The organism is Sulfitobacter sp. HGT1, from assembly GCF_013282155.1.
In the GTDB taxonomy this organism is placed as follows: domain Bacteria; phylum Pseudomonadota; class Alphaproteobacteria; order Rhodobacterales; family Rhodobacteraceae; genus Sulfitobacter.
In genome coordinates, this window is the sequence record NZ_BLWI01000005.1 from 252,056 (window position 1) to 275,632 (window position 23,577).

Annotated in this window: 24 protein-coding genes; 16 read left to right on the forward strand and 8 right to left on the reverse strand. The window is 58.4% G+C overall.

Annotated elements, in window-relative coordinates; genetic code table 11:
* Positions 1-6: 6 nt before the first annotated feature.
* Both HGT1_RS05705 and ribA read right to left on the reverse strand, forming a co-directional pair.
* Positions 7-501: a L,D-transpeptidase gene (locus HGT1_RS05705; protein WP_176248956.1), complete on the reverse strand. Its 495-nt coding sequence runs from the start codon at positions 499-501 to the stop codon at positions 7-9.
* Positions 498-1,586, reverse strand: a complete 1,089-nt coding sequence (gene ribA / locus HGT1_RS05710) for a GTP cyclohydrolase II (protein WP_176248957.1) — start codon at positions 1,584-1,586, stop codon at positions 498-500. The genes HGT1_RS05705 and ribA overlap by 4 nt, the downstream gene beginning before the upstream one ends.
* Before the next feature lie 166 nt (positions 1,587-1,752).
* On the opposite strand from ribA, the gene HGT1_RS05715 reads away from it, so the two are divergent.
* The 5 genes from HGT1_RS05715 to HGT1_RS05735 all read left to right on the forward strand — a co-directional run bounded on the left by HGT1_RS05715 (position 1,753) and on the right by HGT1_RS05735 (position 5,284).
* Entirely contained in the window at positions 1,753-2,439 is a 687-nt protein-coding gene (locus HGT1_RS05715; RefSeq protein WP_176248958.1) for a response regulator transcription factor, read from the forward strand.
* A 235-nt stretch (positions 2,440-2,674) separates the two neighbouring features.
* On the forward strand, positions 2,675-3,463 hold the full coding sequence (locus tag HGT1_RS05720; RefSeq protein ID WP_176248959.1) for an exodeoxyribonuclease III: 789 nt from the start codon (positions 2,675-2,677) through the stop codon (positions 3,461-3,463).
* Between the two features lie 52 nt (positions 3,464-3,515).
* Positions 3,516-4,430, forward strand: coding sequence for a co-chaperone YbbN (locus HGT1_RS05725; protein WP_176248960.1), 915 nt, complete (start codon positions 3,516-3,518; stop codon positions 4,428-4,430).
* A gap of 27 nt (positions 4,431-4,457) precedes the next feature.
* Positions 4,458-5,102 (forward strand): LON peptidase substrate-binding domain-containing protein, encoded by a 645-nt coding sequence (locus tag HGT1_RS05730; protein ID WP_176248961.1) that lies wholly within the window; start codon positions 4,458-4,460, stop codon positions 5,100-5,102.
* 29 nt (positions 5,103-5,131) lie between these two features.
* Complete coding sequence (locus HGT1_RS05735) at positions 5,132-5,284, forward strand: Trm112 family protein (protein WP_176249063.1); 153 nt, start codon at positions 5,132-5,134, stop codon at positions 5,282-5,284.
* Positions 5,285-5,288: 4 nt separating this feature from the next.
* Here HGT1_RS05735 and HGT1_RS05740 read toward each other — a convergent pair whose 3' ends face one another.
* Complete coding sequence (locus HGT1_RS05740) at positions 5,289-6,515, reverse strand: FAD-dependent monooxygenase (protein ID WP_176248962.1); 1,227 nt, start codon at positions 6,513-6,515, stop codon at positions 5,289-5,291.
* A gap of 86 nt (positions 6,516-6,601) precedes the next feature.
* On the opposite strand from HGT1_RS05740, the gene HGT1_RS05745 reads away from it, so the two are divergent.
* The 4 genes from HGT1_RS05745 (at position 6,602) to HGT1_RS05760 (ending at position 12,890) form a co-directional block, all read left to right on the forward strand.
* Positions 6,602-7,930, forward strand: coding sequence for an amidase (locus HGT1_RS05745; RefSeq protein WP_176248963.1), 1,329 nt, complete (start codon positions 6,602-6,604; stop codon positions 7,928-7,930).
* Positions 7,931-8,037: 107 nt separating this feature from the next.
* A complete protein-coding gene (locus HGT1_RS05750) occupies positions 8,038-9,222 on the forward strand; it encodes an aminotransferase class I/II-fold pyridoxal phosphate-dependent enzyme (protein WP_176248964.1) in 1,185 nt (394 codons plus the stop codon).
* A 17-nt stretch (positions 9,223-9,239) separates the two neighbouring features.
* A complete protein-coding gene (locus HGT1_RS05755) occupies positions 9,240-12,122 on the forward strand; it encodes a DNA translocase FtsK (RefSeq protein ID WP_176248965.1) in 2,883 nt (960 codons plus the stop codon).
* 162 nt (positions 12,123-12,284) lie between these two features.
* A complete protein-coding gene (locus tag HGT1_RS05760) occupies positions 12,285-12,890 on the forward strand; it encodes an outer membrane lipoprotein carrier protein LolA (RefSeq protein WP_176248966.1) in 606 nt (201 codons plus the stop codon).
* 39 nt (positions 12,891-12,929) lie between these two features.
* Here the strand turns inward: HGT1_RS05760 and HGT1_RS05765 are convergent, their stop codons facing one another.
* Together HGT1_RS05765 and HGT1_RS05770 are read right to left on the reverse strand one after the other, a co-directional pair.
* Positions 12,930-13,526 (reverse strand): lytic transglycosylase, encoded by a 597-nt coding sequence (locus HGT1_RS05765; protein ID WP_176248967.1) that lies wholly within the window; start codon positions 13,524-13,526, stop codon positions 12,930-12,932.
* A 70-nt stretch (positions 13,527-13,596) separates the two neighbouring features.
* Positions 13,597-14,478, reverse strand: coding sequence for an AEC family transporter (locus HGT1_RS05770; protein WP_176248968.1), 882 nt, complete (start codon positions 14,476-14,478; stop codon positions 13,597-13,599).
* Positions 14,479-14,562: 84 nt separating this feature from the next.
* On the opposite strand from HGT1_RS05770, the gene hspQ reads away from it, so the two are divergent.
* The gene (hspQ, locus tag HGT1_RS05775) at positions 14,563-14,889 is read left to right on the forward strand and encodes a heat shock protein HspQ (protein WP_176248969.1); all 327 of its coding nucleotides are present in this window, start codon (positions 14,563-14,565) and stop codon (positions 14,887-14,889) included.
* A gap of 35 nt (positions 14,890-14,924) precedes the next feature.
* On the opposite strand, the gene ggt is transcribed toward hspQ, so the two are convergent.
* From ggt to HGT1_RS05790, 3 genes are all read right to left on the reverse strand, one after another.
* Positions 14,925-16,502, reverse strand: coding sequence for a gamma-glutamyltransferase (ggt, locus tag HGT1_RS05780; RefSeq protein ID WP_176248970.1), 1,578 nt, complete (start codon positions 16,500-16,502; stop codon positions 14,925-14,927).
* Between the two features lie 290 nt (positions 16,503-16,792).
* Complete coding sequence (locus tag HGT1_RS05785; RefSeq protein ID WP_176248971.1) at positions 16,793-17,293, reverse strand: ATP-binding protein; 501 nt, start codon at positions 17,291-17,293, stop codon at positions 16,793-16,795.
* 2 nt (positions 17,294-17,295) lie between these two features.
* Positions 17,296-17,631, reverse strand: a complete 336-nt coding sequence (locus HGT1_RS05790) for an STAS domain-containing protein (protein WP_176248972.1) — start codon at positions 17,629-17,631, stop codon at positions 17,296-17,298.
* Positions 17,632-17,720: 89 nt separating this feature from the next.
* Between HGT1_RS05790 and HGT1_RS05795 the strand changes: the two genes are divergently transcribed.
* The 6 genes from HGT1_RS05795 to HGT1_RS05820 all read left to right on the forward strand — a co-directional run bounded on the left by HGT1_RS05795 (position 17,721) and on the right by HGT1_RS05820 (position 23,519).
* The gene (locus HGT1_RS05795; protein ID WP_176248973.1) at positions 17,721-18,893 is read left to right on the forward strand and encodes an acetyl-CoA C-acyltransferase; all 1,173 of its coding nucleotides are present in this window, start codon (positions 17,721-17,723) and stop codon (positions 18,891-18,893) included.
* Positions 18,894-18,971: 78 nt separating this feature from the next.
* Positions 18,972-19,430, forward strand: a complete 459-nt coding sequence (locus tag HGT1_RS05800; RefSeq protein ID WP_176248974.1) for a GAF domain-containing protein — start codon at positions 18,972-18,974, stop codon at positions 19,428-19,430.
* Positions 19,431-19,497: 67 nt separating this feature from the next.
* Positions 19,498-20,070, forward strand: a complete 573-nt coding sequence (locus HGT1_RS05805; protein WP_176248975.1) for a helix-turn-helix domain-containing protein — start codon at positions 19,498-19,500, stop codon at positions 20,068-20,070.
* Positions 20,070-20,693: a LysE family translocator gene (locus HGT1_RS05810; protein WP_176248976.1), complete on the forward strand. Its 624-nt coding sequence runs from the start codon at positions 20,070-20,072 to the stop codon at positions 20,691-20,693. The genes HGT1_RS05805 and HGT1_RS05810 overlap by 1 nt, the downstream gene beginning before the upstream one ends.
* Before the next feature lie 2 nt (positions 20,694-20,695).
* The gene (locus HGT1_RS05815; RefSeq protein WP_176248977.1) at positions 20,696-21,079 is read left to right on the forward strand and encodes a GFA family protein; all 384 of its coding nucleotides are present in this window, start codon (positions 20,696-20,698) and stop codon (positions 21,077-21,079) included.
* Positions 21,072-23,519: an FAD-dependent oxidoreductase gene (locus HGT1_RS05820; protein WP_176248978.1), complete on the forward strand. Its 2,448-nt coding sequence runs from the start codon at positions 21,072-21,074 to the stop codon at positions 23,517-23,519. Before HGT1_RS05815 ends, HGT1_RS05820 begins: the two co-directional genes overlap by 8 nt.
* Positions 23,520-23,577 lie beyond the last annotated feature (58 nt).

Below are 23,577 nucleotides of genomic sequence, written 5' to 3' on the forward strand. Positions count from 1 at the left end.
CCCAGCTTACGCAACAATCAGGCGGGTTCGGTGTTTGATCTTGGGTGCAATGTGATGCAGATGCGCCCGTGAAAGGGCAATGCACCCTTCAGTCGGATAACCGGGCCGGCGATATTGGTGCATGAAAATCGCCGAACCCCGCCCCTTGACCGCATAGGGCCAGTTCCAATCGGTCAGCAAGATCAGGTCGTACAGCGGATCAGCGCGGCGCAAGCGTTCATGGCTGTGCGGGTAGGGCGCACGGACCATCATGTTGTAGTCTTGATCGCGAGGATCATCTGACCACAGATCCAGCGGGCCAATCGGTTTTGCCCACTGCGCAGGCCGCGCAATACGGTCGGGGCGGTACAGCATACCGACAATCCGGTGAATGCCCCTTGGCGTGGCCCCGTCGCCTTCGCGTTTGCGCGACGTGATGCCGGTTTTGCCGATGGTGCAGGGATAGGTAAGGCCCTGAAACCGCAACCCCATTGGCGTCAAAACCATATCGTCAGGGGTCACAGCAAATGCCCCGATTTGGCGGCCTTGGTTGCAAGATATGCGGTGTTGTGACGGTTTTCACCGACTTTAAGGGGGACCCTTTCGGTGACTTTGATGCCGCTTGCCTCCATCATCTCGACTTTGCGGGGGTTGTTGGTTAGCAGGCGCACGGCTGAAAATCCCATTGATTTCAGGATGTCAGACCCAAGGCGAAAATCACGCTCGTCATCCTCGAACCCCAAGCGGTGGTTGGCTTCGACCGTGTCAAACCCTTGATCCTGAAGGGAATAGGCGCGCATCTTGTTGGCCAGACCAATGCCGCGCCCTTCTTGATTCAGATACAGCAAGACGCCGTTCCCCTCGGCCCCCATCTGGGCAAGTGCGGCGTGCAACTGTGGCCCGCAGTCGCATTTCAGGCTGCCCATCAGGTCGCCGGTAAAGCAGGCGGAATGCAATCTTGCCAACACGGGTTTGCTGCGGTCGGGGCGACCGATTTCGATGGCATAATGTTCTTCGCCGCCATCATCGGGCCGGAAAATATGCAGCCGACCCGCCTCCGATACCTCCATCGGGAGACGTGCGTTGACAACGGGGTGCAGCGGGCTGCGGCTGGCAAGGGCGGGCAGGGCTGCCGCCAAATCAAGGGTGGTCAGGCCGTGGGTCGCGGCAAAGCCGGCGGCTTCGGGCAGACCAAGGACAATCGCGGCGGGCAAAAGCCGCGCAGATTTCACCAGTTGCAACGCGGCCCCATGGGCCGAAGCATCCCCGCCGCGGGCGCATTTCAGCGGCCCTTTCATCGGGCTGCGCAGATCGTCTGCGGGGTCTGCGATGGCTTGCACCCATCTTGGCGTCGCGTCTTGGGGCAGCACAACACGGGCAAGGGCCCCGTCATAGGCCGGTGCCTTGAGGGTTTCGGCCCGCCGCGCTGTGATTGCCAGAACGGGATCACCGCCAAGCGCCAGCAGGTCGGTCAGACGCTGGGCGCTCAACGTCTCGGCGGCAATGACCAATACGGGGGCATCGCCCAGGAAAACGACCGGCACACCCATGCGCAAATCTGCGCGGGCCCGGGCCAGTTGTTCGGTAATGTCGGGGCCAAATGCCATCTTTTGTAATCTTTCAGGTCTGTTGTGACAGAATACTTAGGTGAGTTGGGCTGGAAATGAAACATTTGCTGTGTTTTGCGCACGGTCCTGTGAATAAAGCTCTGGCCCCCTTGTCCGCACGGGTTTGTGAACACACCTTTAGTGGGAGTTGTAAAGGATGAGTAATATGGCCCAGTTGAAGAAAATCCTGCTTGTGGATGACGACGACGACCTGCGCGATGCGCTGAGCGAGCAATTATTGCTGACCGAAGATTTCGACGTTTTCGAAGCCGCCAATGGCGCAGACGCAAAAAACCGTGCAGCCGAGGCGCTGTACGATCTGGTGATCCTTGATGTGGGGCTGCCCGATATCGACGGGCGTGACCTGTGCCGTGAATTGCGGACTCTAGGCGTGAAAAGCCCGATCCTGATGTTGACGGGTCATGACAGTGATGCCGATACCATTATGGGGCTGGATGCCGGTGCCAATGACTATGTCACCAAACCGTTCAAATTCCCGGTTTTGCTGGCGCGTATCCGTGCCCAACTGCGGCAACACGAGCAATCCGAAGAGGCGATTTTCCAGCTTGGGCCCTATACCTTCAAGCCGTCAGCGAAATTGCTGGTAAGCGAAGACGACAAGAAAATCCGCCTGACCGAGAAAGAAACCAACATCCTGAAATTCCTGTACCGTTCTGCGGCAGGGGTCGTCCCGCGGGATACTTTGTTGCACGAGGTTTGGGGCTATAACGCAGGCGTGACCACCCACACGCTGGAAACCCACATTTACCGTCTGCGCCAAAAGATCGAGCCCGATCCGTCGAATGCACGGATTTTGGTAACTGAATCAGGTGGTTACAGATTAATTTCCTGACGTTGGAACTTAATTAATACTGACCTGTTATATTCCCGAGCGGCGGGGTTTTCATGACCCGCCAATCGGTTTGAACCCCGACGCATGTATCCGGGTTATGATACATTCCTCCCTGTTGGACTTGGCCGGGCCATTGCGCCCGGCCTTTTTTTGTCCGCCGATGCGCCCAATTCGTCATGGTAGCCACAACGCCTTTCAGGTTAGGTTGCGCAGGATCAGATTTGGGGGATTATCCATGCCATTTACGCTTGCGACTTGGAACATCAACTCGGTTCGTTTGCGCGAACCGCTTGTGCTGAAGCTGCTACAAGAGCACGGGCCTGACGTTCTGTGTTTGCAGGAATGCAAAAGCCCGGTTGATAAAATCCCGACCGAGGCATTTCACGCCGCCGGATACACGCACATGGTTGCGCGCGGCCAAAAAGGGTACAACGGCGTTGCGATCCTGTCGCGTCTGCCGCTTGAGGATGCGGGCGATCAGGATTTTGCCACGCTGGGCCACGCGCGTCATGTCGCGGCGAGACTTGAAAACGGTGTGACCATCCAGAACTTCTATGTGCCCGCAGGTGGCGATGTGGCAGACCGTGAAGTGAACGAGAAATTCGGCCAGAAGCTGGATTACCTTGCCGGTATGCGTGACTGGTTCCACAGCGAGAAGCCCCAGAAATCCATCCTTGTGGGTGATCTGAACATCGCCCCGCGCGAAGATGACGTATGGGGGCATAAACAGCTTCTCAAGGTTGTCAGCCACACCCCGATCGAGGTGGAAAAGCTGGCCGAAACCCAGGACGCAGGCGGTTTTGTCGACATCACACGTCAGGACATCCCCGAGGGGAATTTGTACAGTTGGTGGTCGTACCGTGCCAAGGATTGGGATGCCGCCGACAAGGGCCGCCGGCTTGACCATGTGTGGGCCACGCCGGATATTTCGAACGCAGCGCATTCCAGCAAAATCCTGCGCGATGTGCGCGGTTGGGAAAAGCCAAGCGATCACGTGCCGGTCTTTGCAACATTCGACCTTTGAATTAACGGGGCCAGCCCACATATAGAGGGCAACCCCAAGTGAGGATATTGAAATGATGGATTTGAACCTTTCGCCCGCACCAGGCACCAACCTGATCAAGGACACGACCGAGGCGACGTTCATGGCCGATGTGGTCGAGGCATCGCAAGACGTTCCGGTTATCGTTGATTTCTGGGCACCGTGGTGTGGCCCCTGCAAGACTTTGGGCCCTATGCTGGAAGACGCCGTGCGCGCCGCCAAGGGCGCGGTCAAGATGGTCAAGATCAACGCAGACGAGGCGCAACAGATCGTCGGTCAGATGCAGATCCAGTCCCTGCCGACTGTCTATGCGTTTTTCAAAGGCCAGCCGGTTGACGGCTTTCAGGGCGCGCAGCCGCAATCCGAGATCAAGGCGTTTATCGACCGTGTGATCAAGGCAGCCGGTGGTGAGGCCCCCGGCGAGGCGTTGAACGAAGCCGTTGCCGCCGCCGAAGATATGCTGGCCGAAGGGGCGGCACAGGATGCCGCCGACACTTTTGCCGCCATTCTGGGCGAAGACCCGAACCACGCCGGTGCCTATGGTGGCATGGTGCGCGCCTACATCGCGCTGGACCTGCTGGACGAGGCCGAGGCCCATCTAAACGGTGCCCCGATCGAGATCTCGAAATCACCCGAGCTTGAAGCGGCCCATGCGCAGCTGGAACTGGCCCGTCAGGCTGCCGATGCCGGTCCGGTGGCCGAACTGCAAGCGGCCGTGGATGCCAACCCCGATGACCTGCAGGCGCGGCTTGATCTGGCCAAGGCGCTTTATGCCCATGGTGACATTCAAGGTGCGGTTGACCAATTGCTGACCTTGTTTGGCAAGGACCGTGAATGGAATGACGGGGCTGCCAAGACACAGCTTTTCACCATATTCGATGCACTAAAGGCCAATGATCCGATTGCGCTGAACGGGCGCCGGAAACTTAGCTCGATGATATTTGCTTAAGGTGTTTCGCGCACTAGATAGACCCTCATGATAAAGCAATCAGAGCTACCAGACACGATCGCAATTTTCCCGCTTGGGGGGGCTTTGTTGCTGCCCCGTTCGCGGCTGCCATTGCACATCTTTGAACCCCGTTATCTTCAGATGATCGAGGATAGTCTAAAGACGTCCGGACGTCTGATCGGCATGGTTCAGCCCAATGTTGTGCCCGGCCGTGAAGGGCCGGGTTTGCAAACGATCGGGTGTGCAGGGCGAATTACCCAGTTCTCTGAAACCGAAGACGGCCGGTACATGATCACATTGGGTGGCGTGTCGCGGTTTCGTGTGGTCAAGGAAGTCGAAGGCTTCACACCCTATCGGCGCTGCGAAGTGAACTGGGACGGGTTCGAGCGTGATCTGGGCAAAGACGAGGAAGACTGCGATTTCGACCGCGAAAAGTTTCTCGATACGCTTGGCCGGTATTTCGACGCGCGCAATCTGTCGGCGGACTGGGATACGTTGCAAGAGGCCGATGACGAATTACTGATCAATTCGCTGTCGATGATGCTGGACCTCGAGTCCGAGGACAAGCAGGCACTGCTCGAAGCTCCGTCGCTGTCGACGCGCCGCGAAACGTTGCTGACATTGATTGAATACACCCTGCGCGGTGGACATGAAGGGGAGATGATGAATTGAGCAGTGAAGAAATCCAGTTCGACCGCCGGATGCTTGAGGCGTTGATTTGCCCGCGCACGCGGACAACCCTCAGCTATGATGCCGAGAAACAAGAGCTGGTGTCCAAAGCGGCGGGTCTTGCCTATCCGATCCGCAACGGTATTCCCGTGATGCTGGTTGACGAAGCGCGGGTTCTGGACTGACCGCTTACAGCGGTTCACCCTGCATGAGCCGTGGCAGATCACCCGTCAAACCGGCCGCTTCGCGGATAAACCCGCGGCGCGCGCCGGGCAGGGCATTAATAGCGGCCATGCCCACATCACGTGCGATGCGCAGCAACGGGTTATCATTTGAAAACAGTCGGTTAACACTGTCGGTCGCCAGTGCCAATGTGGTGTTATCAAAGCGCCGCCAGATCTGGTATTGATCCAGAACCGTAACGCTGCCGACGTCCTGACCGCGGCGCATGGCATCTGCGATGACCTCGGCCAAGGCGGCAACGTCGCGCATCCCCGCATTCAGCCCCTGGCCCGCAATCGGGTGAACCCCATGCGCGGCATCGCCCAGCAAGGCCACGCGGTCCGCCACCATCGAATGGGCCAGTGACAGGCTTAGCGGGTAGGTGAACCGCGCCCCTGCCAGTGATATTTCACCCAGAAAATCGCCAAAGCGGGGCCGCAAAACATCCAGATATGCCGCGTCCGGCAGCGCGTTGATCCGTGCGGCATTTTCGGCGGTTTCGCTCCAGACGATGGAGGACCGGTTTTCGGTCAGGGGCAATATCGCAAGCGGGCCGGGCGGCATAAAGAACTGGTGCGCGACCCCGTTGTGGGGCTTTTCATGCGAAATCGCACAGACCAGTGCCGTTTGCGCGTACCCCCAGCCGATGCGTTTGATCCCTGCGCGCATGGCCGTGCCCGAACCGCGCCCGTCCGCGCCAACCAGCAGCTTTGCCCGCACGGTCTTGCCGCTTGCCAATGTCAGGGTGACACCGGATGCATCCACGTCTTGGGCGACAACGTCTTCGCCGTTCAGCAGGGTGATGCCATCTACGGCTTTCGTTGCGTCCATCAATGCGACCCGGAGGTGCCGGTCTTCGACCATGTGGCCCATCGGGCCTTCCTCGATCTCGGCGTGGTCGAAATGCATGAAAAACGGCGAAGGCCCTTCGCCGGCACGCCCGTCTGTTACCTTGATCTCGAGCATCGGCTGGGCATTTTCTGCCACGGCGTCCCACACGCCGATACCGTCCAGCAACCGCGTCGAGGTCAGCGCCAAGGCATAGGACCGCCCGTCGAAACCGGCGTCGCTGCGCACGTCGCTTTCCAGCCGGTCAATGATGGTTACCCGCAGCCCGATCCGGGCCAGTGCCAAACCCAAGGCGGGGCCGTTCAGCCCACCGCCGACGATCGCGATATCTGTGTCAAAATCCATATGTCTAAATATGTGCGTGCGTCAGGGATTGTCCATGCGCGCAACGGTCGCTACCGTCCGTTTCGGTAGATTAACGAGGGAATGACATGCAAGACTGGCTGACAATGACTGCCGCGGATCTGGGACGGGGCATTGAAGAGGGTCAGATTGACCCTGTCGGTCTGTGCAAAACATATCTGGATGCCATCGATGCGCATCCGCTGCGTGACCAGATCTATGCCCGCGTCACCGCAGACCGCGCCATGTCCGAAGCCCGCGCCGCATCGGTGCGTGCAAAGGCAGGGCAGCGTTTGTCGCCTTTGGATGGCGTGCCAATCAGCTGGAAAGATTTGTTCGATACCGCCGATGTGGTGACCGAAGCGGGGTCTTTGCTGTTGAAAGACCGCGTTCCCCAAAATGACGCCCATGTGCTGAAAAACGCGACGGCGATGGGTCTGGTCTGCCTTGGTAAAACCCACATGAGCGAACTGGCTTTTTCGGGGTTGGGCCACAATCCGTCAACGGCAACACCCCCATGCGTTAACGATCAGGCGGCTGTTTCCGGGGGGTCATCCTCTGGGGCGGCGGCGTCGGTTGCCTTTGGTCTGGCCGCAGCGGCGATCGGGACTGATACGGGCGGATCTGTGCGCATTCCTTCGGTCTGGAACGATCTGGTCGGGCTGAAAACCACGGCAGGTCGCGTGTCGTTGGAGGGCGTTGTCCCCCTTGCCTTGAAATTTGATACTGTCGGCCCGCTGTGCCGGTCAGTCGAGGATGCGGGGCTGTTGCTGGCCGCGCTCGAGGGGACGAAACCGGCCGATTTATCCAGCGTTGATCTGGAAGGTCGCCGCCTTGCGATTTTGCGCACCGTGGCGATGGATGATCTGGCTGATATACCCGCAGCAGCCTTTGACTCGGCGGTTGAAAAGCTGCGCGATGCCGGGGCCATCGTCGAAGACCTGCATTTCAGGGATCTGGAAAACGCGATGCCGCTGAGTGGCTGTTTGTTCACCGCCGAAGCCTACGGTCTGTGGCGCGATGTGATCGAGGCAAATCCGGATGCAATGTATGCAGAAATTCTTGAACGGTTCCGTCTGGGCAAAAACCACTCCGGCCCAGATTATGTTGCCGCTTGGGCCAAGCTTGAGGGGATACGCAAGCTGTACGCCCGTGCGACTGCCGGCTTTGATGCGGTGATTTTGCCAACGGCCCCTATCTTGCCGCCCAAGCTGGAACGGCTGGAAAGTGACCATGACTATTACGTGTCGTCCAACCTGTTGGCATTGCGCAACACGCGCATCGGTAACCTGATGGGGGTCTGCGCCATGACCTTGCCAACAGGCACTGCGTCCTGCGGTCTGATGATGATGGCAGCACCGGACACCGAGGAGCGCCTGTTGCGCCTCGCCGTCGCCGCAGAAGAGGCACTGGCCTAAAAGACACAAAAGCAGCCTGATGTCCTAGATTCTCTGGACGTGAGGCAAGCCCTTGGGTAGTTTGAAAGAAACGGGGCGCTTATGATCCCGAACCCGAGGCAGTTGTGATGTTATATCCCGAGCGGTTTTCGAACCTTCCGGCCCATGCGTGGCCGCGCCTGCGTGCATTGCTTGATGTGCATGAAGGCGGTGGTGTGCCTATTCATATGACGATAGGCGAGCCGAAACATGCGTTTCCGGCGTGGGTCACCGATGTGATCACGCAAAACGCCGCAGGCTTTAACAGCTATCCCCCCAACGACGGGTCGCCCGAATTGCGCGGTGCCATCGCCGACTGGATCAAGCGGCGTTACGGTGTGACCGTGGATGCCGATACGCAAGTCATGGCGCTGAACGGCACGCGCGAAGGGTTGTACAACGCTGTGATGGCGGTTTGCCCTGAAACCAAGAACGGTCAAAAACCGGCGATCCTGATGCCGAACCCGTTTTATCAGGTCTATATGATTGCCGCGATTTCCGGTGCCGCTGACCCGATCATGGTGCCCGCAACGCTGGAAACCGGCCATCTGCCGGACTTTGCCAGCCTACCTGCGGATGTGCTGAACCGGACCACCGCTGCCTATATTTGTTCGCCCGCCAACCCGCAGGGCGCAGTGGCAAGCCGTGAATATTGGACCGATCTGCTGGCGCTGGCCGAGAAATACGATTTCAAGATTTTTGCCGATGAGTGTTATTCCGAGATTTACCGCGATACGCCCCCCGTCGGTGCGTTGCAGGTCGCTATGGAAGTCGGGGCTGATCCTGACCGCGTCGTGATCTTTCATTCGCTGTCAAAACGGTCGAACCTTCCGGGGCTCCGGTCAGGCTTTGTCGCGAGCGGGCCGAACACCATGCGCGAGATCAAGCAGTTGCGAAACTATGCGGGTGCGCCGTTGCCGCTGCCGTTGCAGGCGGCTGCCGCAGCGGTTTGGGCAGACGAAGAACACGCTGCCCAAAGCCGCGCGCTGTACGTCGAGAAATTCGAAGTGGCCGACCGCATTCTGGGCAATGTGCCCGGATATGTCAGCCCCGAGGCGGGTTTCTTTTTGTGGCTTCCGGTCGAGGATGACGAGGCCGCCGCGCTGAAACTGTGGCGTGAAACAGGCGTGCGGGTGCTGCCCGGCGGTTATCTGGCGCAGACTGTTAACGGGGAAAACCCCGGCAAGAAATACATCCGGGTGGCCATGGTCGCCCCATTAGAAGAGACAACGCGCGGGATCCAAGCGATCCGCGACTGTCTCTATCCAGAATAAGACGAGGGATCAGAGCAATGGCATACCAGACACGCGGACGCGACCCCCTGCTAGACAGCAAAATGGCCGAGGCGATTGAAAAACGCGGCAAGGAATTGCTGGGCGTCGGGCTGATTGTCTTGGGCCTGATGGCGGCAATGATGATCGGCAGCTATACGCCGGATGATCCCAACTGGATGGTGTCCACCGACGCGCCTGCGCAAAACTGGCTGGGCCGCATGGGCGCATCTCTGGCCGCGCCTTTGTTCATGATTGTGGGCTGGGGAGCCTGGGCTGTTGCCGCGATCCTGCTTGCGTGGGGCGCGCGGTTTGCGTTGCACCGTGGTGCCGATCGCGCGATGGGCCGCCTGATCTTTGCGCCCATTGCCGTGGCGCTATGTGCAATTTACGGCGCGACCCTGACGCCTGATGCGGAATGGCTGCAAACCCACAGCTTTGGTCTGGGTGGTTTGTTTGGCGATACGGTGATGGGGGCGATCCTCACGATCCTGCCCATCGGGTCGACCTTTACGATCAAGATGATGTCGCTGTTGATGGGCGGGGCGATCCTTGCCCTTGGTGCCTTTGTCATGGGCTTTACCAAGGTCGAACTGAACCGCATTTTCCGCTTTATGCTGGTGGGTGTGATTATGGTTTATGCGGGCATTATGAACGTGCTTGGCCGTGGTGCATCCGGTGCGGTTGTGGCCGCGCAAGGGCTGCAAGCCCGCCAGTCCGAGCGCCGCGCACGCAACCGTATCGAGGCGGAAGAGAACGCAGAATTTGCAGCGTCTCAGGCCTATTACGACGACGAGATGCCCGCCCATGCCCCAGTTGCCGCGCCCAAAACCGGCCTGTTGGCAAAAATGCCTGCCTTGGTAAAGCGGACCGAACCAATGCCCGAACCAGAGCTGGTCGAGGATTGGTTTGACGCAGAAATCGACCAAGCGCCAAGCGATGACCGGATCAAATCCAAGATTGCCGATGTCATCAAAAACCGTGTGCGGACAGCGAGTGCCGTGCATGCCCCTGTCACAGCGCCTTTGACCCGCGGGCGCGGTCGCGGTCCTGATCCGCTTGTCCTTGATACGACCCCGCGCAGCCACCTGCGCGAGGAGCCGCCCCTGACCGGTGCGGCCCGCGCAGAGCCACCCCTGACCGCATCGCGTCTGTCGATCAACCCGGCAAAACCCGCACAGCCTGTGCCGCAGCCGGAAATCGCGACGGATAACATCTTTGTCGAAAATGATGTGTTGCCGCTTGAGGATGCTGCGGTTGATGACGCCATTCATATCCCTGTCGCCGCCCCGCGCAAAGTCGTGCAGCAACCGATCCGCAAGGCCATCCAGCCCAGCAAAAAAGCGCAGGCCGAAGCCCAGCCCGGTCTGACCTTCGAAGACACGCACCCCGGGTTTGAACTGCCGCCGCTGAACCTGCTTGAAAGCCCCGATGTCGTAGAGCGCCTGCACCTGAGCGACGAAGCACTGGAAGAAAACGCCCGCATGTTGGAAAACGTGCTGGATGACTATGGCGTAAAGGGTGAAATCGTTGCCGTGCGTCCGGGCCCTGTTGTCACGATGTACGAACTTGAACCTGCCCCCGGTTTGAAAGCCAGCCGTGTGATCGGTCTGGCGGATGACATCGCGCGGTCGATGGCCGCGTTGTCTGCGCGTGTTTCGACCGTTCCGGGGCGCAGCGTCATCGGTATCGAACTGCCGAACGAAAACCGCGAAAAAGTCGTTCTGCGTGAAATTCTGTCGGCGCGTGATTTCGGTGACAGCACCATGCGTCTGCCGCTTGCCCTGGGCAAGGATATCGGCGGCGATCCGGTGGTTGCGAACCTTGCCAAGATGCCCCACCTGCTGATTGCGGGTACGACGGGTTCGGGTAAATCGGTGGCGATCAACACGATGATCCTGTCGTTGCTGTACAAGCTGACGCCGCAAGAATGCCGGATGATCATGATCGACCCCAAGATGTTGGAACTGTCGGTCTATGACGGCATTCCGCACCTGTTGTCGCCCGTTGTGACCGACCCGAAAAAGGCCGTTGTCGCGCTGAAGTGGACCGTGGGCGAGATGGAAGAACGCTATCGCAAGATGTCCAAAATGGGTGTGCGCAACATCGAAGGCTATAATGGCCGCGTCCGCGAAGCGCTGGCCAAAGACGAGATGTTCAGCCGCACCGTTCAGACCGGATTTGACGAAGAAACCGGCGAGCCGATCTTTGAGACGGATGAGTTCAAGCCCGAAACCTTGCCCTATATCGTCGTCATCGTTGACGAAATGGCCGACCTGATGATGGTCGCAGGCAAGGAAATCGAAGCCTGCATCCAACGTCTTGCACAGATGGCGCGGGCATCGGGTATCCACCTGATCATGGCCACGCAGCGCCCGTCGGTTGACGTTATTACCGGCACGATCAAGGCGAACTTTCCGACGCGTATTTCGTTTCAGGTCACGTCCAAGATCGACTCGCGGACCATTCTGGGTGAAATGGGCGCGGAACAGCTGCTGGGTATGGGTGACATGCTTTATATGGCGGGCGGGTCCAAGATCGTGCGTTGCCACGGGCCGTTCGTTTCCGACGAAGAAGTCGAGGAGATCGTGAACCACCTCAAGGCCTATGGCGAACCGGACTATATCTCGGGTGTGGTCGAAGGGCCGCCAGACGACCAAGAGGGCAGCATTGATGCAGTTCTGGGCCTTGGCGGCAATACCGACACCGAAGATGCGCAATATGACACGGCTGTTGCGATCGTGATCAAAGATCGCAAATGTTCGACTTCGTATATCCAGCGCAAACTGGCGATCGGATATAACAAAGCGGCGCGGCTGGTCGAGCAAATGGAAGAGCAGGGCCTTGTGTCGCCTGCCAACCATGTTGGTAAACGCGAAATTCTAGTGCCTGAACAGGGTTAACCGGAACGAATGACGGTTATGCGGGGTTAGCTTGGTGACAGGCTGACCCCGTTTCGTTTTGTAGGTTGTTGCTAAGCGATAACATGCCGCGTGATATCGCATATCAACACGCGGAACCCTATGTTGGGGTCAAGCCACCCGAATAACGTTAGGAATACTTAGATGCGTTTTGTGACCACAACTGTACTGGCCCTCGGCCTTGGATTGGCCGCTGCGTTTCCCGCTACGGCGGAAAAGCTGCCGTTGAATGCGATTTCGAGCTATCTGAATTCGCTAAAAACCGCCCAAGGTGATTTTACCCAGATCAACGACGACGGTTCGATCAGCACGGGCACCATATATATCAAACGCCCTGGGAAAGTGCGTTTTGAATATAATGCGCCCGACACGGGCATCGTGATTGCAGGCAGCAACACGGTTGTCATCTATGACAAAAAGTCGAACCAGCCTGCCGAAACCTATCCGCTGTCAAAAACGCCACTGTCGATTATTCTGGCGGCCAATGTGAACCTGGGTCAGGCGAAAATGGTCACCGGTCACAGCTATGACGGGACATCGACGACTGTTCGCGCACAGGACCCCGAGCATCCCGAATACGGTAACATCGAGCTGAAATTTACGGAAAATCCGGTCGAGCTGCGGCAATGGGTGATCAATGACGGCAACGGCAGTCAGACGACTGTCATTCTGGGTGACCTGAAAAAGGGCGGTCAGCTGGCCAACAGCATTTTTGATACCAGCGGCAATGCGCCGGGAATAAATCGCTAATTAAAAAGGCCCAAGGTTAACCACCTTGGGCCTTTTGCTTTACCAGCGGCGCAGACGGCACCCGGCAATCTGGTTTTCGTACATTTCAGCGCGCAATTGAACCTTGCGTGCGACGCCGATCAGCCAGGGTTTCGAGTTATAGCTTTGACGCGCAAAGCCGGTGTTGCCTTCGTGATAGGCAAGGTACTGATTTTCAGCATCGTGCAATGAAATGCCGTTTTTTGCCCGGCTTTTCGTCATGTACCATCCCATGAAATCGGCCGCATCGTTGATGCGGTCCCGCTTGGCAAAACGGGTGCCGGTTTCGGACAGGTATTCATCCCAAGTGGCATCCAACGCCTGACTATAGCCAAACGCGCTGGATTGGCGCCCCATGGGGATCACACCGATCACATAGCGGAACGGGGTCCGCGCATCGGCGATGAATTTGCTTTCTTGATGGATCGTGGCCATCTGGACATGCACAGGCACACCCCAGCGACGCTCGCTTGCTTTGAAAGCTTTGTAATATTCCGGGCGCTCCTTGAGAATCGCACAGGCGTTGTCCAGATTTCTCGGGGCGCTGGAAGGGCCACCGCCCCCGCCGCAAGACGCTAGAAACACTGCAATAATCAGGGCGCAAAAGGTTCTGCTCATTTGCCTCTCGCTCTATCTTTTTTTATTAATGCCAGTTTACCAGATTTCGCAGGAGGCGCACACCGAAATTTTATAACAAAAACGCCAGCAGGACAGGTAACGCCGCCACCGACATTAATGTTGATGCCACAACCAGTCCGGCCACCGATTGCGCATCGGCACCGTATTTTTCGGCGAGTAAGTAAGACGTTACCGCGACCGGGGTCGCGACCTGCAAAACCAAAACGCCAAGGGCTGTCGAGTCGAGTTCGAAATACGTCCCCGCAGCCCAGGCGATGGCGACGCAAATGACCAGTTTGACTGCCGACAACAGCACAGCGCGGCCAATACCGCCGGGGGTCAGGCGCGCGACGGCAACCCCAAGGGTGATCAGCATTATCGGAATGGCCATCTGCCCCAACAGGCTGAGTGTGTTTGTTAGAAACTTCGGCGTTTCCCAACCCTGGATGAGAAACAGCGCGCCCAGCAGCGTGCCCCAGACCAGCGGTTCGCGGATCACTTTCCCAAAAGACCCCGCGCCAGCCACCAGCCAGATGCCAAAGGTGAAAGACCAGATGGCCATGATCGCGAACACCACAACGGCATAGCTAAGCCCCGCATCGCCAAAGGCGAACAAAGCCAGCGGCAGGCCCAGATTGCCGGTATTGCCAAAGATCAGCGGGGCCAGATAGGTGCGGCGGTTCAGGCCCATCCCCCAGACAAGTGCCGCCGCCACCAAGGTCACAGCGCCATATGCAGCCACAGTCGCCAGCGACAAGGCGGTCAGCGCGGCAGGGTCGATCTGCGCATTCATCAAGGACACAAAGATCAGGCAGGGAACAGACAGGGTCATTGCCAGTTGGGTGACAAACTGGATGCGGTATTCAAACCCCAGTTTCACCCAGACATATCCGATCCCGGCAAGCAGGAATACCGGGGCGACGATCTCTAGCACTGTCAGCGTTAGGTTCACACACTGTTTCCTTGTCTTGGTATTCTGTGATTGGACAAATGCCCCTTGAAGGGATTACTAACGAAAGGTAGGTGCATCAATGTTATGATTAGAACACGCGCAAAATATCATCTTGGCCAGATTGTTCGGCACAAAAAACACCCGTTTCGCGGGGTGATTTTTGACGTGGACCCGGAATTTGCCAATACCGATGAATGGTACGAAGCGATTCCCGAAGACAGCCGCCCCATCAAAGGCCAGCCCTATTACCATTTGCTGGCTGAAAACGACCAAAGCTATTACGTGGCCTATGTGTCCGAACAGAATTTGGTCGCTGATTATTCTGGTGAACCTGTCGATCATCCCGATATTCCCGATCTGTTCGGGCCGTTCACCGATGGCGCATATCCCCTGCATTTCCAACTGAACTAAACGGGAAGGCGCGTTTCCACGCCCTCCCTTTTGCATCAGTAGCCCAAGGCGCTGCCGTCTTTGCGCGGGTCGCTTGCCCCTTCCAAAACGCCATCGCCGCGCAATTTGATCGCTTGCGCCCCGCCAATCGCGGTTCGAGGGATTTCGACCTTGTGACCCATGTCCGACAGCTTGGCGCGGACATCGTCGGAATATCCGCGCTCCACATTCAGCACACCTTTGTCGGTAAACGCACGTGGCGCATCAATGGCGGTCTGCGGGTCCATGCCGAAATCGGTCAGGTTTGAAACAAGCCGCGCATGACCGTTGGGCTGATACGCGCCGCCCATCACACCAAACGGCATCATGACTTTGCCGTTCTGGCGGATCATGCCCGGAATAATCGTGTGCATCGGGCGTTTGCCGCCTTGCAGCTCGTTCACATGCCCTTCTTCCAGGGTGAAGCCCGCGCCGCGGTTTTGCAGCAAGATGCCGAACTTATCCGACGCAATACCCGACCCAAACCCGTGGAAAATCGAATAGATCAGCGAAACCGCCATGCCATCCTTATCGACCACAGTGATGTAAATCGTGTCTTTATGCACGGCCTCGGACAGGGGGGCCGGGTCTGCCATCGCCTTGGACGGATTGATCAGCGCGGCCAGTTTCTGTGCGGTGGCCGGATCCAGCATATGTGCCAACCGCGACGTGTGATCGGGATCGGCAAGGAAACGGTTGCGCGCGTCATAGGCCAGCTTTGCGGCCTCGGCTTCGATGTGCACACGTTCCGCGCCAAACGGGTCCATCGACGCGATATCAAAATGACCTAGCATATTGAGCATCAAAAGCGCGGTGGCACCCTGGCCGTTGGGGGCGTGTTCCAACACTTCGAGGTCTTTGTAAGCGGCCGCGATCGGGTCGCCATAGGTGCAGGCGGTATTTGCGAAATCCTCGGCTGTGTGCAGCCCGCCAAGTTTGCCAAGCGCCGCAACCATGTCCTCGGCGATTTCGCCGGTGTAGAATGCATCGCGGCCGTCTTTGGCCACCCGACGCAACACTTCGGCCTGGCCGGGCGCACGGAAGATCGCACCAGACTTCGGTGCCTTGCCCTCCATCAAATACACATCACGCGCCTTGCCCTGCAACGTGCCGGCATCATTGGCCCAGTCAAAGGCCACGCGCGCAGCAACAGGTACGCCGTTTTCAGCATAGTGGATGGCAGGGGCCAAAAGCGTATCAAGACCCAGTTTCCCAATGTCGTTCGACAAGGTGCAGAACGCATCCATCGCACCGGGCACGGATACGGCATGGGCACTCGTCAGCGGGACTGTGGTTTCGCCTGCGTTACGCAAAATGCCTGCGTTCAGGGCCTTGGGCGCGCGACCCGATCCGTTCAGCGCATGCACCTCGTCGCTGCCGGCAGGGGAATAGAGCACAAAGCAATCGCCGCCGATGCCCGTCATTTGCGGCTCGCAAATCCCCAGCAGAACAGCACCTGCAATTGCGGCATCCATGGCGTTTCCGCCCTGCTCAAGGATGTTGATCGCAGTCTTTGCGGCCAAGGGATGTGATGTGGCGCACATGCCGTTTGTCGCCAGAACGGGGGACCGTCCGGGAAATTGAAAGTCGCGCATGATGAGAGGTTTCCTGTTGCGATTGTGATTTGCGCCGAACCTAGCGCGGCACAAGTCGGAAAACCAATTTTTTCTGGGGGGTAAGAACCTCAACGTCGCGCACTGGGTGGGGGCTATTAGACGCGACGTTGAGGGAAGCTATTGCAGCTACGTCTTATGGTATGATGGCCAAGATGGGCGAAACTGTGATGCCGCTGCGGCGGTTTTGGGGTGAAAACAGGAAATAATAAGGCTTTCTAAGCCGGGATTGTTTTTATTACCATGCGGGCGGTCTGTCGGCCGGTAACCCGCTATTGCCGCGTTTTGTCATCGAAGTCTGTGCTTACGTGCATTATGATCGTCAGTCTGTTCAGCCGGTCACAGCGCCGGTAAGAAACGCTATCGGTCAGGCTGTGTATCAAATGCCAGCCAAATCCTCCCTCGGGCAAGGATTTAGGGTCTGTTGGCCCCCTCTCAAACGCGGTGGGGGGCAAGGTACTGCCGAAAAAGGGCGCGCCGGAATCCTGGAACACGAGCGAAAGGGCGTCGCCCTTTAGTGTGCAGGACATTGAAATCGGGTTGTCGCCTGATTGGCCGGTCAAAGCATGTTCAACAATATTGTTCAGGGTTTCAGCCATCACCAGTTCTATCTGGTCCAGCGCGGTCTGATCGAAAACAACTGTTGAAAGACGTGTCCGGCATGTCGCCAGAGCATCCCTGACATTACGGGCGGTCCCGCCAAGCGATAGGTTGAAAACCTGTGCTGGTCCGGTGCCACTGTCTGTTTGGTTCCTAGGGCTGTGTGCAATCATATCTAGAATTGATCTTGCAGCGCATGGTCCAAAGTGGGGTAAAGCGAAAAGACGCTATCCATCCGCGTCAGGCGAAAAACACGGTCAACCGGGCCATTCAGCCCTGCAAGCACCAAGGTTTTTCCAGGCGACAAATGTTTCATCGTGGCGACGATTGCACCCAACCCACTGGAATCGATGAAAACCACAGCACTCAGGTCAAGCAGGACTTTTTCAGGCGCGTTTTCTGTTATCTGGCGCATATTTTCCTTGAACTCGAGCGCAACGGCTGCGTCGATCCGGTTGTCCAGGACAGTGACAACTTGCAGTAGCTCTTCTGTTCTTGCGGAGAGTCTCATATGCTGGTTCCAAAAATATTGCAGTGTTCCAGCGGGATAAAGCAGATATCTTACGATTCGGTATTCAAGTCCTTTGGGGAGAGCCAAAAATGCAGAAAGTTGTAATCGCAGGTGCTTCGCGCACGCCGATGGGTGGATTTCAAGGCATTTTCGCCGATATGACAGCTGCCGATCTTGGCGGTCATGCGATCAAGGCCGCCATGGAAGGTGCCGGGGCCAAGACTGTGGACGAGGTGCTGATGGGCTGTGTCCTGCCAGCCGGGCAAGGTCAGGCACCCGCACGTCAGGCAGGTTTCAAGGCGGGTCTGGGCGAAGACGTCCCCGCCACGACCCTCAATAAAATGTGCGGTTCCGGGATGAAGGCCGCAATGATCGCCTTTGACCAAATCGCGCTGGGCCAAACCGGTGTCATGGTCGCGGGCGGCATGGAAAGCATGACAAATGCCCCCTACATCCTGCCTAAAATGCGCAGCGGGGCCCGTTTGGGCCATAGCCAGGTGATCGACCACATGTTCCTGGACGGGCTCGAAGACGCCTATGACAAAGGACGCCTGATGGGCACCTTTGCCGAGGATTGCGCCGAAACATTCCAATTCACCCGCGCTATTCAGGATGACTATGCACTGGCCTCCCTGTCCCGTGCGCTCCACGCACAGTCCTCCGGCGCTTTCGACAACGAGATCGCGCAGATGGAACTGACCTCGCGCAAGGGCAGCATCACCGTCAGCGCCGATGAACAACCCGCAAATGCGCGCCCTGAAAAGATACCGAATCTCAAGCCCGCCTTCCGTGAGGGGGGCACCGTGACTGCGGCGAATTCGTCCTCGATCTCGGATGGCGCGGCGGCTTTGGTGCTCGCTTCCGAACAAGCGGCCGCTGATCAGGGTCTGACCGTGCGCGCGTATATCATGGGCCACGCCAGCCACGCCCAGGCCCCCGGTCTTTTCACCACCGCCCCTGTTCCGGCCGCGCAAAAATTGCTCGCACGGCTTGGGTGGCAAAAAGAAGATGTCGACCTGTGGGAGGTAAACGAAGCCTTCGCCGTGGTTCCGCTTGCCTTCATGCACGAGATGGGGCTGTCCCATGACATCGTGAACGTCAACGGCGGCGCATGTGCGCTTGGCCACCCGATCGGGGCCTCAGGGGCAAGAATTATCGTGACCTTGCTCAACGCCTTGGAAAAACGCGGCCTGAAACGCGGCATCGCGGCGATCTGTATTGGCGGCGGCGAAGGCACCGCCATCGCAATCGAACGTCCCTAACTTCCAAATGGTTTTAAATCCTCGGGGGGATTGGGGGGCAGACAGCCCCCCTTCAACCGTCGTTTCAAAAGGCACCCCATGCAAATCGACTACTCCACTCTTTCACAAACGCTCAAGTCCCTGACAGAGGGCGAAACCGATGCTGTCGCCTTGATGGCCACCGTCACCTGCGAGGTGCATCACGCGGATGACCGCTTTGACTGGACCGGATTTTACCGGGTCACCGAATCGGAACTGCTGAAAATAGGTCCGTATCAGGGTGGTCATGGCTGCCTGGTGATCCCGTTTTCACGCGGCGTTTGCGGGGCTGCTGCACGCACGGGGCAGACCCAGCTGGTGGCCGATGTTGATGCCTTTGAAGGTCATATCGCCTGCGCAAGCTCTACCCGTTCAGAACTGGTTTTGCCCGTGTGGAACGGGTCTGGCGATTTGATCGGCGTGTTCGATATCGACAGCAATCAACCCGATGCTTTCACCCAAGATGACGCGGATCATTTGCAGGCCATTCTGAAAGATTGCTTTGCGGGCGTGAAATAGTTCTGGATTTTTTCATAAAGCTGGCGCAGCGTGAAATTATCATCAGTAATTTCACGAGCCCCCGCCAGTGCAACACGCCCCGCTTTCCTCATCGCAAACCCTGGGTGCTGATCTGCGTGCCCTGCGCAAGGCGCGCGGGCTGACTCTGCACGCGCTCGCGGATGTGTTGAACCGGTCGGTGGGATGGATGAGCCAGGTCGAGCGTGATTTATCCGATCCGTCCATCACGGATCTGCGGCACATTGCAAAGGCGCTTGGTGTTTCTGTTTCAATGTTGTTCCGCCACGCGGCCGCACCGGCACACGAGGCGGGGTTTATCGTGCGCAAGGGCGCGCGCCGCCCCATCGGATCGTCCGTGGCGGGGCTGGTCGAAGAACTGCTGTCCCCTGATCTGACCGATGATTTCGAGATGGTCCATTCCACATTCCTGCCGCATAGCCGGATCAAGGACCGGGTCACGCGCCCGACCCAAGAGGTCGGCTACATCATCTCGGGCAGCCTCGAGATCGAGATCGGCACGACGACCCACATATTGCACCCCGGCGACAGTTTCCGCGTACGCGGAGAGCCGTTTCGCTGGGCCAATCCCAACCCCGACCCCGCTGTTGCGATCTGGGTCATTGCCCCGCCGGTGTATTGATGAGCTTTGAGGCATGGATCATCTTCGCGTTGTTTTGGGTGGTGTTCGTGACCACGCCCGGGCCGAATGCGGTTAATTGCATTAACAATGGTATGAACCTCGACTTCAGCCGCGCGATGATCGGGGTGCTGGGGATACTGACGCAGGCCGCCTTGTTTCTTGTCCTGTCCGCCTTTGGGATCACGGCACTGATCGCAACATCCCAGACCGCCTTTACCGTGGCTAAACTGATCGGTGCGGGGTTTTTAATCTATCTTGGCGTGCGCGGATGGATCAATGCGAAAACGGCTGTCAGCATTATTGAACGCCCCACGCGGTCCATCTATCTGCGGGCCTTTGCCATCGCCACGATCAATCCCAAATCTGTTGCCGGATATCTGGCCGCGTTCAGCCAGTTCGTACAGCCTGACGTGCCGATCTGGGATCAGATGCTGGTCATTGTTCCCACCGCGCTCACGCTGACCGCACTCAGCTACACGGGGTTTACCGCGCTTGGTGCAGGGTTGGGGCGCGCAGCGATGGGGGCTGTTTTCAACGTTTGGGTGCGCCGCGTGATGGCGGCCAGCTTTATCCTTTATGGCATTTTGCTCGGGGCAGCGTCTGCTCCGGCGGGAAGGGGCTGACCATGATGCAGGGAAGCTGTTTGTGCGGCGAGATCACATTTCAGGCCGAGGCGGCAGCGCGGGAACCGGCGGCGTGTCATTGCACCCAGTGTCGCAAGCAATCGGGGCATCATTGGGTTTCGGTTCAGGTGATGGACAGCGCGCTAAAGATTAACGGCAGCCCGCGCTGGTACACGTCGTCCCCCGGCGTGCGGCGCGGGTTTTGCCCGACATGCGGCAGTTTCCTGTTCTGGAAATCCGACGCCGACCCGGATACGGGCGTTTCCCTTGGTGCGGTTGACGGCCCCACGGGGCTGCACCTGACGCGGCATATCTTTGTCGCGGACAAGGGCGATTATTACGACATCCCCGATGGTGTCCCCCAAGAGGAGAAGGAAGATGGCTGAGTTTCCCACAACAGCACGGGTTGTCATCATCGGAGGCGGTGTCGTCGGTGTGTCGTCCCTGTACCATTTGGCGAAAATGGGCTGGACCGATTGCGTCTTGCTGGAAAAGAACGAACTGACCGCCGGATCGACCTGGCATGCGGCAGGCAACTGCCCCAGTTTCAGCACCTCGTGGGCGGTGATGAACATGCAGCGCTATTCGCTGGGCCTGTACAAGGGGCTTGCCGACGAGGTTGACTATCCAATGAATTACCACGTCACCGGATCGGTCCGGTTGGCCCATGGCAAAAACCGCATGATGGAGTTCGAGCGCGCCTGTTCGATGGGCAATTATCAGGGCCTAAACCTCGAGATGATGGACCTTGCCGCGATCAAGGAAAAATACCCGTTCATTGAAACCCATGATCTGGCGGGCGGCCTGTATGATCCCGATGATGGCGATATTGACCCCGCGCAACTGACCCAGGCACTGGCCAAAGGCGCGCGTGACATGGGCGCGCGGATCGAACGGTTCTGCCCCGCAACGGGGGTGAGCCGCGAGAATGGCGAATGGATCGTGCACACGGCCAAAGGCGATATCCGCTGCGAAAAGGTGGTGAACGCCGCTGGCTACTATGCGCAGCGCGTGGGCGAATGGTTCAAACCCTATGGCGGGCGCACGGTGCCGATGGCCACGATGAGCCATCAGTATTTCCTGACCGACGACATCCCCGAGCTCAAGGAATGGACCTTGGCCCAAGGTCACAAGGTGCCGCTGTTGCGCGACGTCGATAGCTCTTACTACCTGCGCCAAGACAAATACGGGCTGAACCTTGGCCCCTACGAGCGGAACTGCAAAGGCCACTGGATGCGGCCCGATGATCCGATGCCCGATGACTTCTCGTTCCAGCTTTACCCTGACGATCTGGAACGGCTCGAATGGTATATCGAGGACGCAATGGCCCGTGTGCCGATCCTTGGCACGGCAGGTGTCGGCCGTGTGATCAACGGCCCGATCCCCTATGCACCCGATGGTCTGCCCCTGCTGGGCCCGATGCCCGGCGTGCCCAATGCGTTCGAGGCGTGCGTGTTCACCTTTGGCATCACCCAAGGCGGTGGTGCGGGCAAGGTGCTGGCCGAATGGGTCACCGAAGGCCAGACCGAATGGGACATGTGGGCGACAGACCCGCGCCGCTATACCGATTACACCGATCAGGACTATGCCAACCAGAAGGCCATCGAAGTCTACGGCCACGAATACGCCATGCATTTCCCGCGCCACGCCTGGCCTGCGGGGCGCGATAAAAAGCTGTCGCCTGTGCATGACCGGATCATCGCACAGGGCGGGCAGATGGGGGCCTATAACGGCTGGGAACGCGCCAATTGGTTCGCAGCTCCGGGCGATGATGTGTCAGAGGAGGCGACCCAGACATGGGACAGAAACGGCCCGTGGGCGCAGCGCATCCGCGAGGAATGCGAGGCGGTGCGCGATCATGTCGGCGTGCTGGATTTGCCGGGGTTCTCGCGGTTCAATCTGTCAGGGGCAGGGGCCGCTGAATGGCTGCGGGGCCGGATCACGGGCGGGCTGCCCAAGATCGGGCGGATGAACCTTGCCTATTTCGCCGATGACCGCGGGCGCATTGTGACAGAGATGTCGGTGCTGCGGCATGGCGATGATGCCTTTACCCTGATCACCGCCGCCACCGCCCAGTGGCATGATTTCGATGTGCTGCGCCCTGCGATCGAGGCAGGCCTGACCCTGAGAGACCACACGCGCGACTATTCGACGTTGATCGTCACAGGCCCGCAGTCACGTGAGCTGTTCAAGGCGCTGGATACGCAGGCTGATTTGTCTGCGTCTTGGTTGTCACATCAGGCCGCTGTCGTCGCAGGGCAAAATTGCGCTTTGGCACGGGTCAGCTTTGCGGGCGAGTTGGGCTGGGAAATTCACGCCGCCAATGCGGATATGCCGGTGATTTATGATGCGGTCATCGCAGCCGGGGCAAAACCCTTTGGCATGTGGGCGCTGAATTCACTGCGGATGGAAAAGGGCTATCGCGCGTGGAAAGGCGATTTGTCGACGGATTATACCATGCTGCAAGGCGGGCTGGACCGGTTCGTGAAACTGGACAAACCGCAGGATTTCCCCGGCAAGGCCGCGTTGCAAAACGAACAGCAACAGGGCGTCTCAAAACGCTTTGTCACGCTGGTTGTCGAAGCGGGGGATCAGGATGCGCCCTATATGTCGACGCTGTCGCATAACGGTGAAGTGGTTGGTGAAACGACCTCGGGCGACTGGGGCTACCGTGTGAACAAATCAATCGCTTTCGGGATGCTGCGGGCCGACCTTGCGACAGCCGGAACAGAAGTCTACGTGGACATCTTCGGCACCAAGTGCCGCGCAATTGTGCAGGCGGACCAGCCGCTATGGGATCCGGAAAACGAGCGCCTGCGGGCGTAGTCGTTTTCTTTCAAAGAAAACGGGCCGGAATTTTCTGAAAATTCCGGCTCAACAGGAG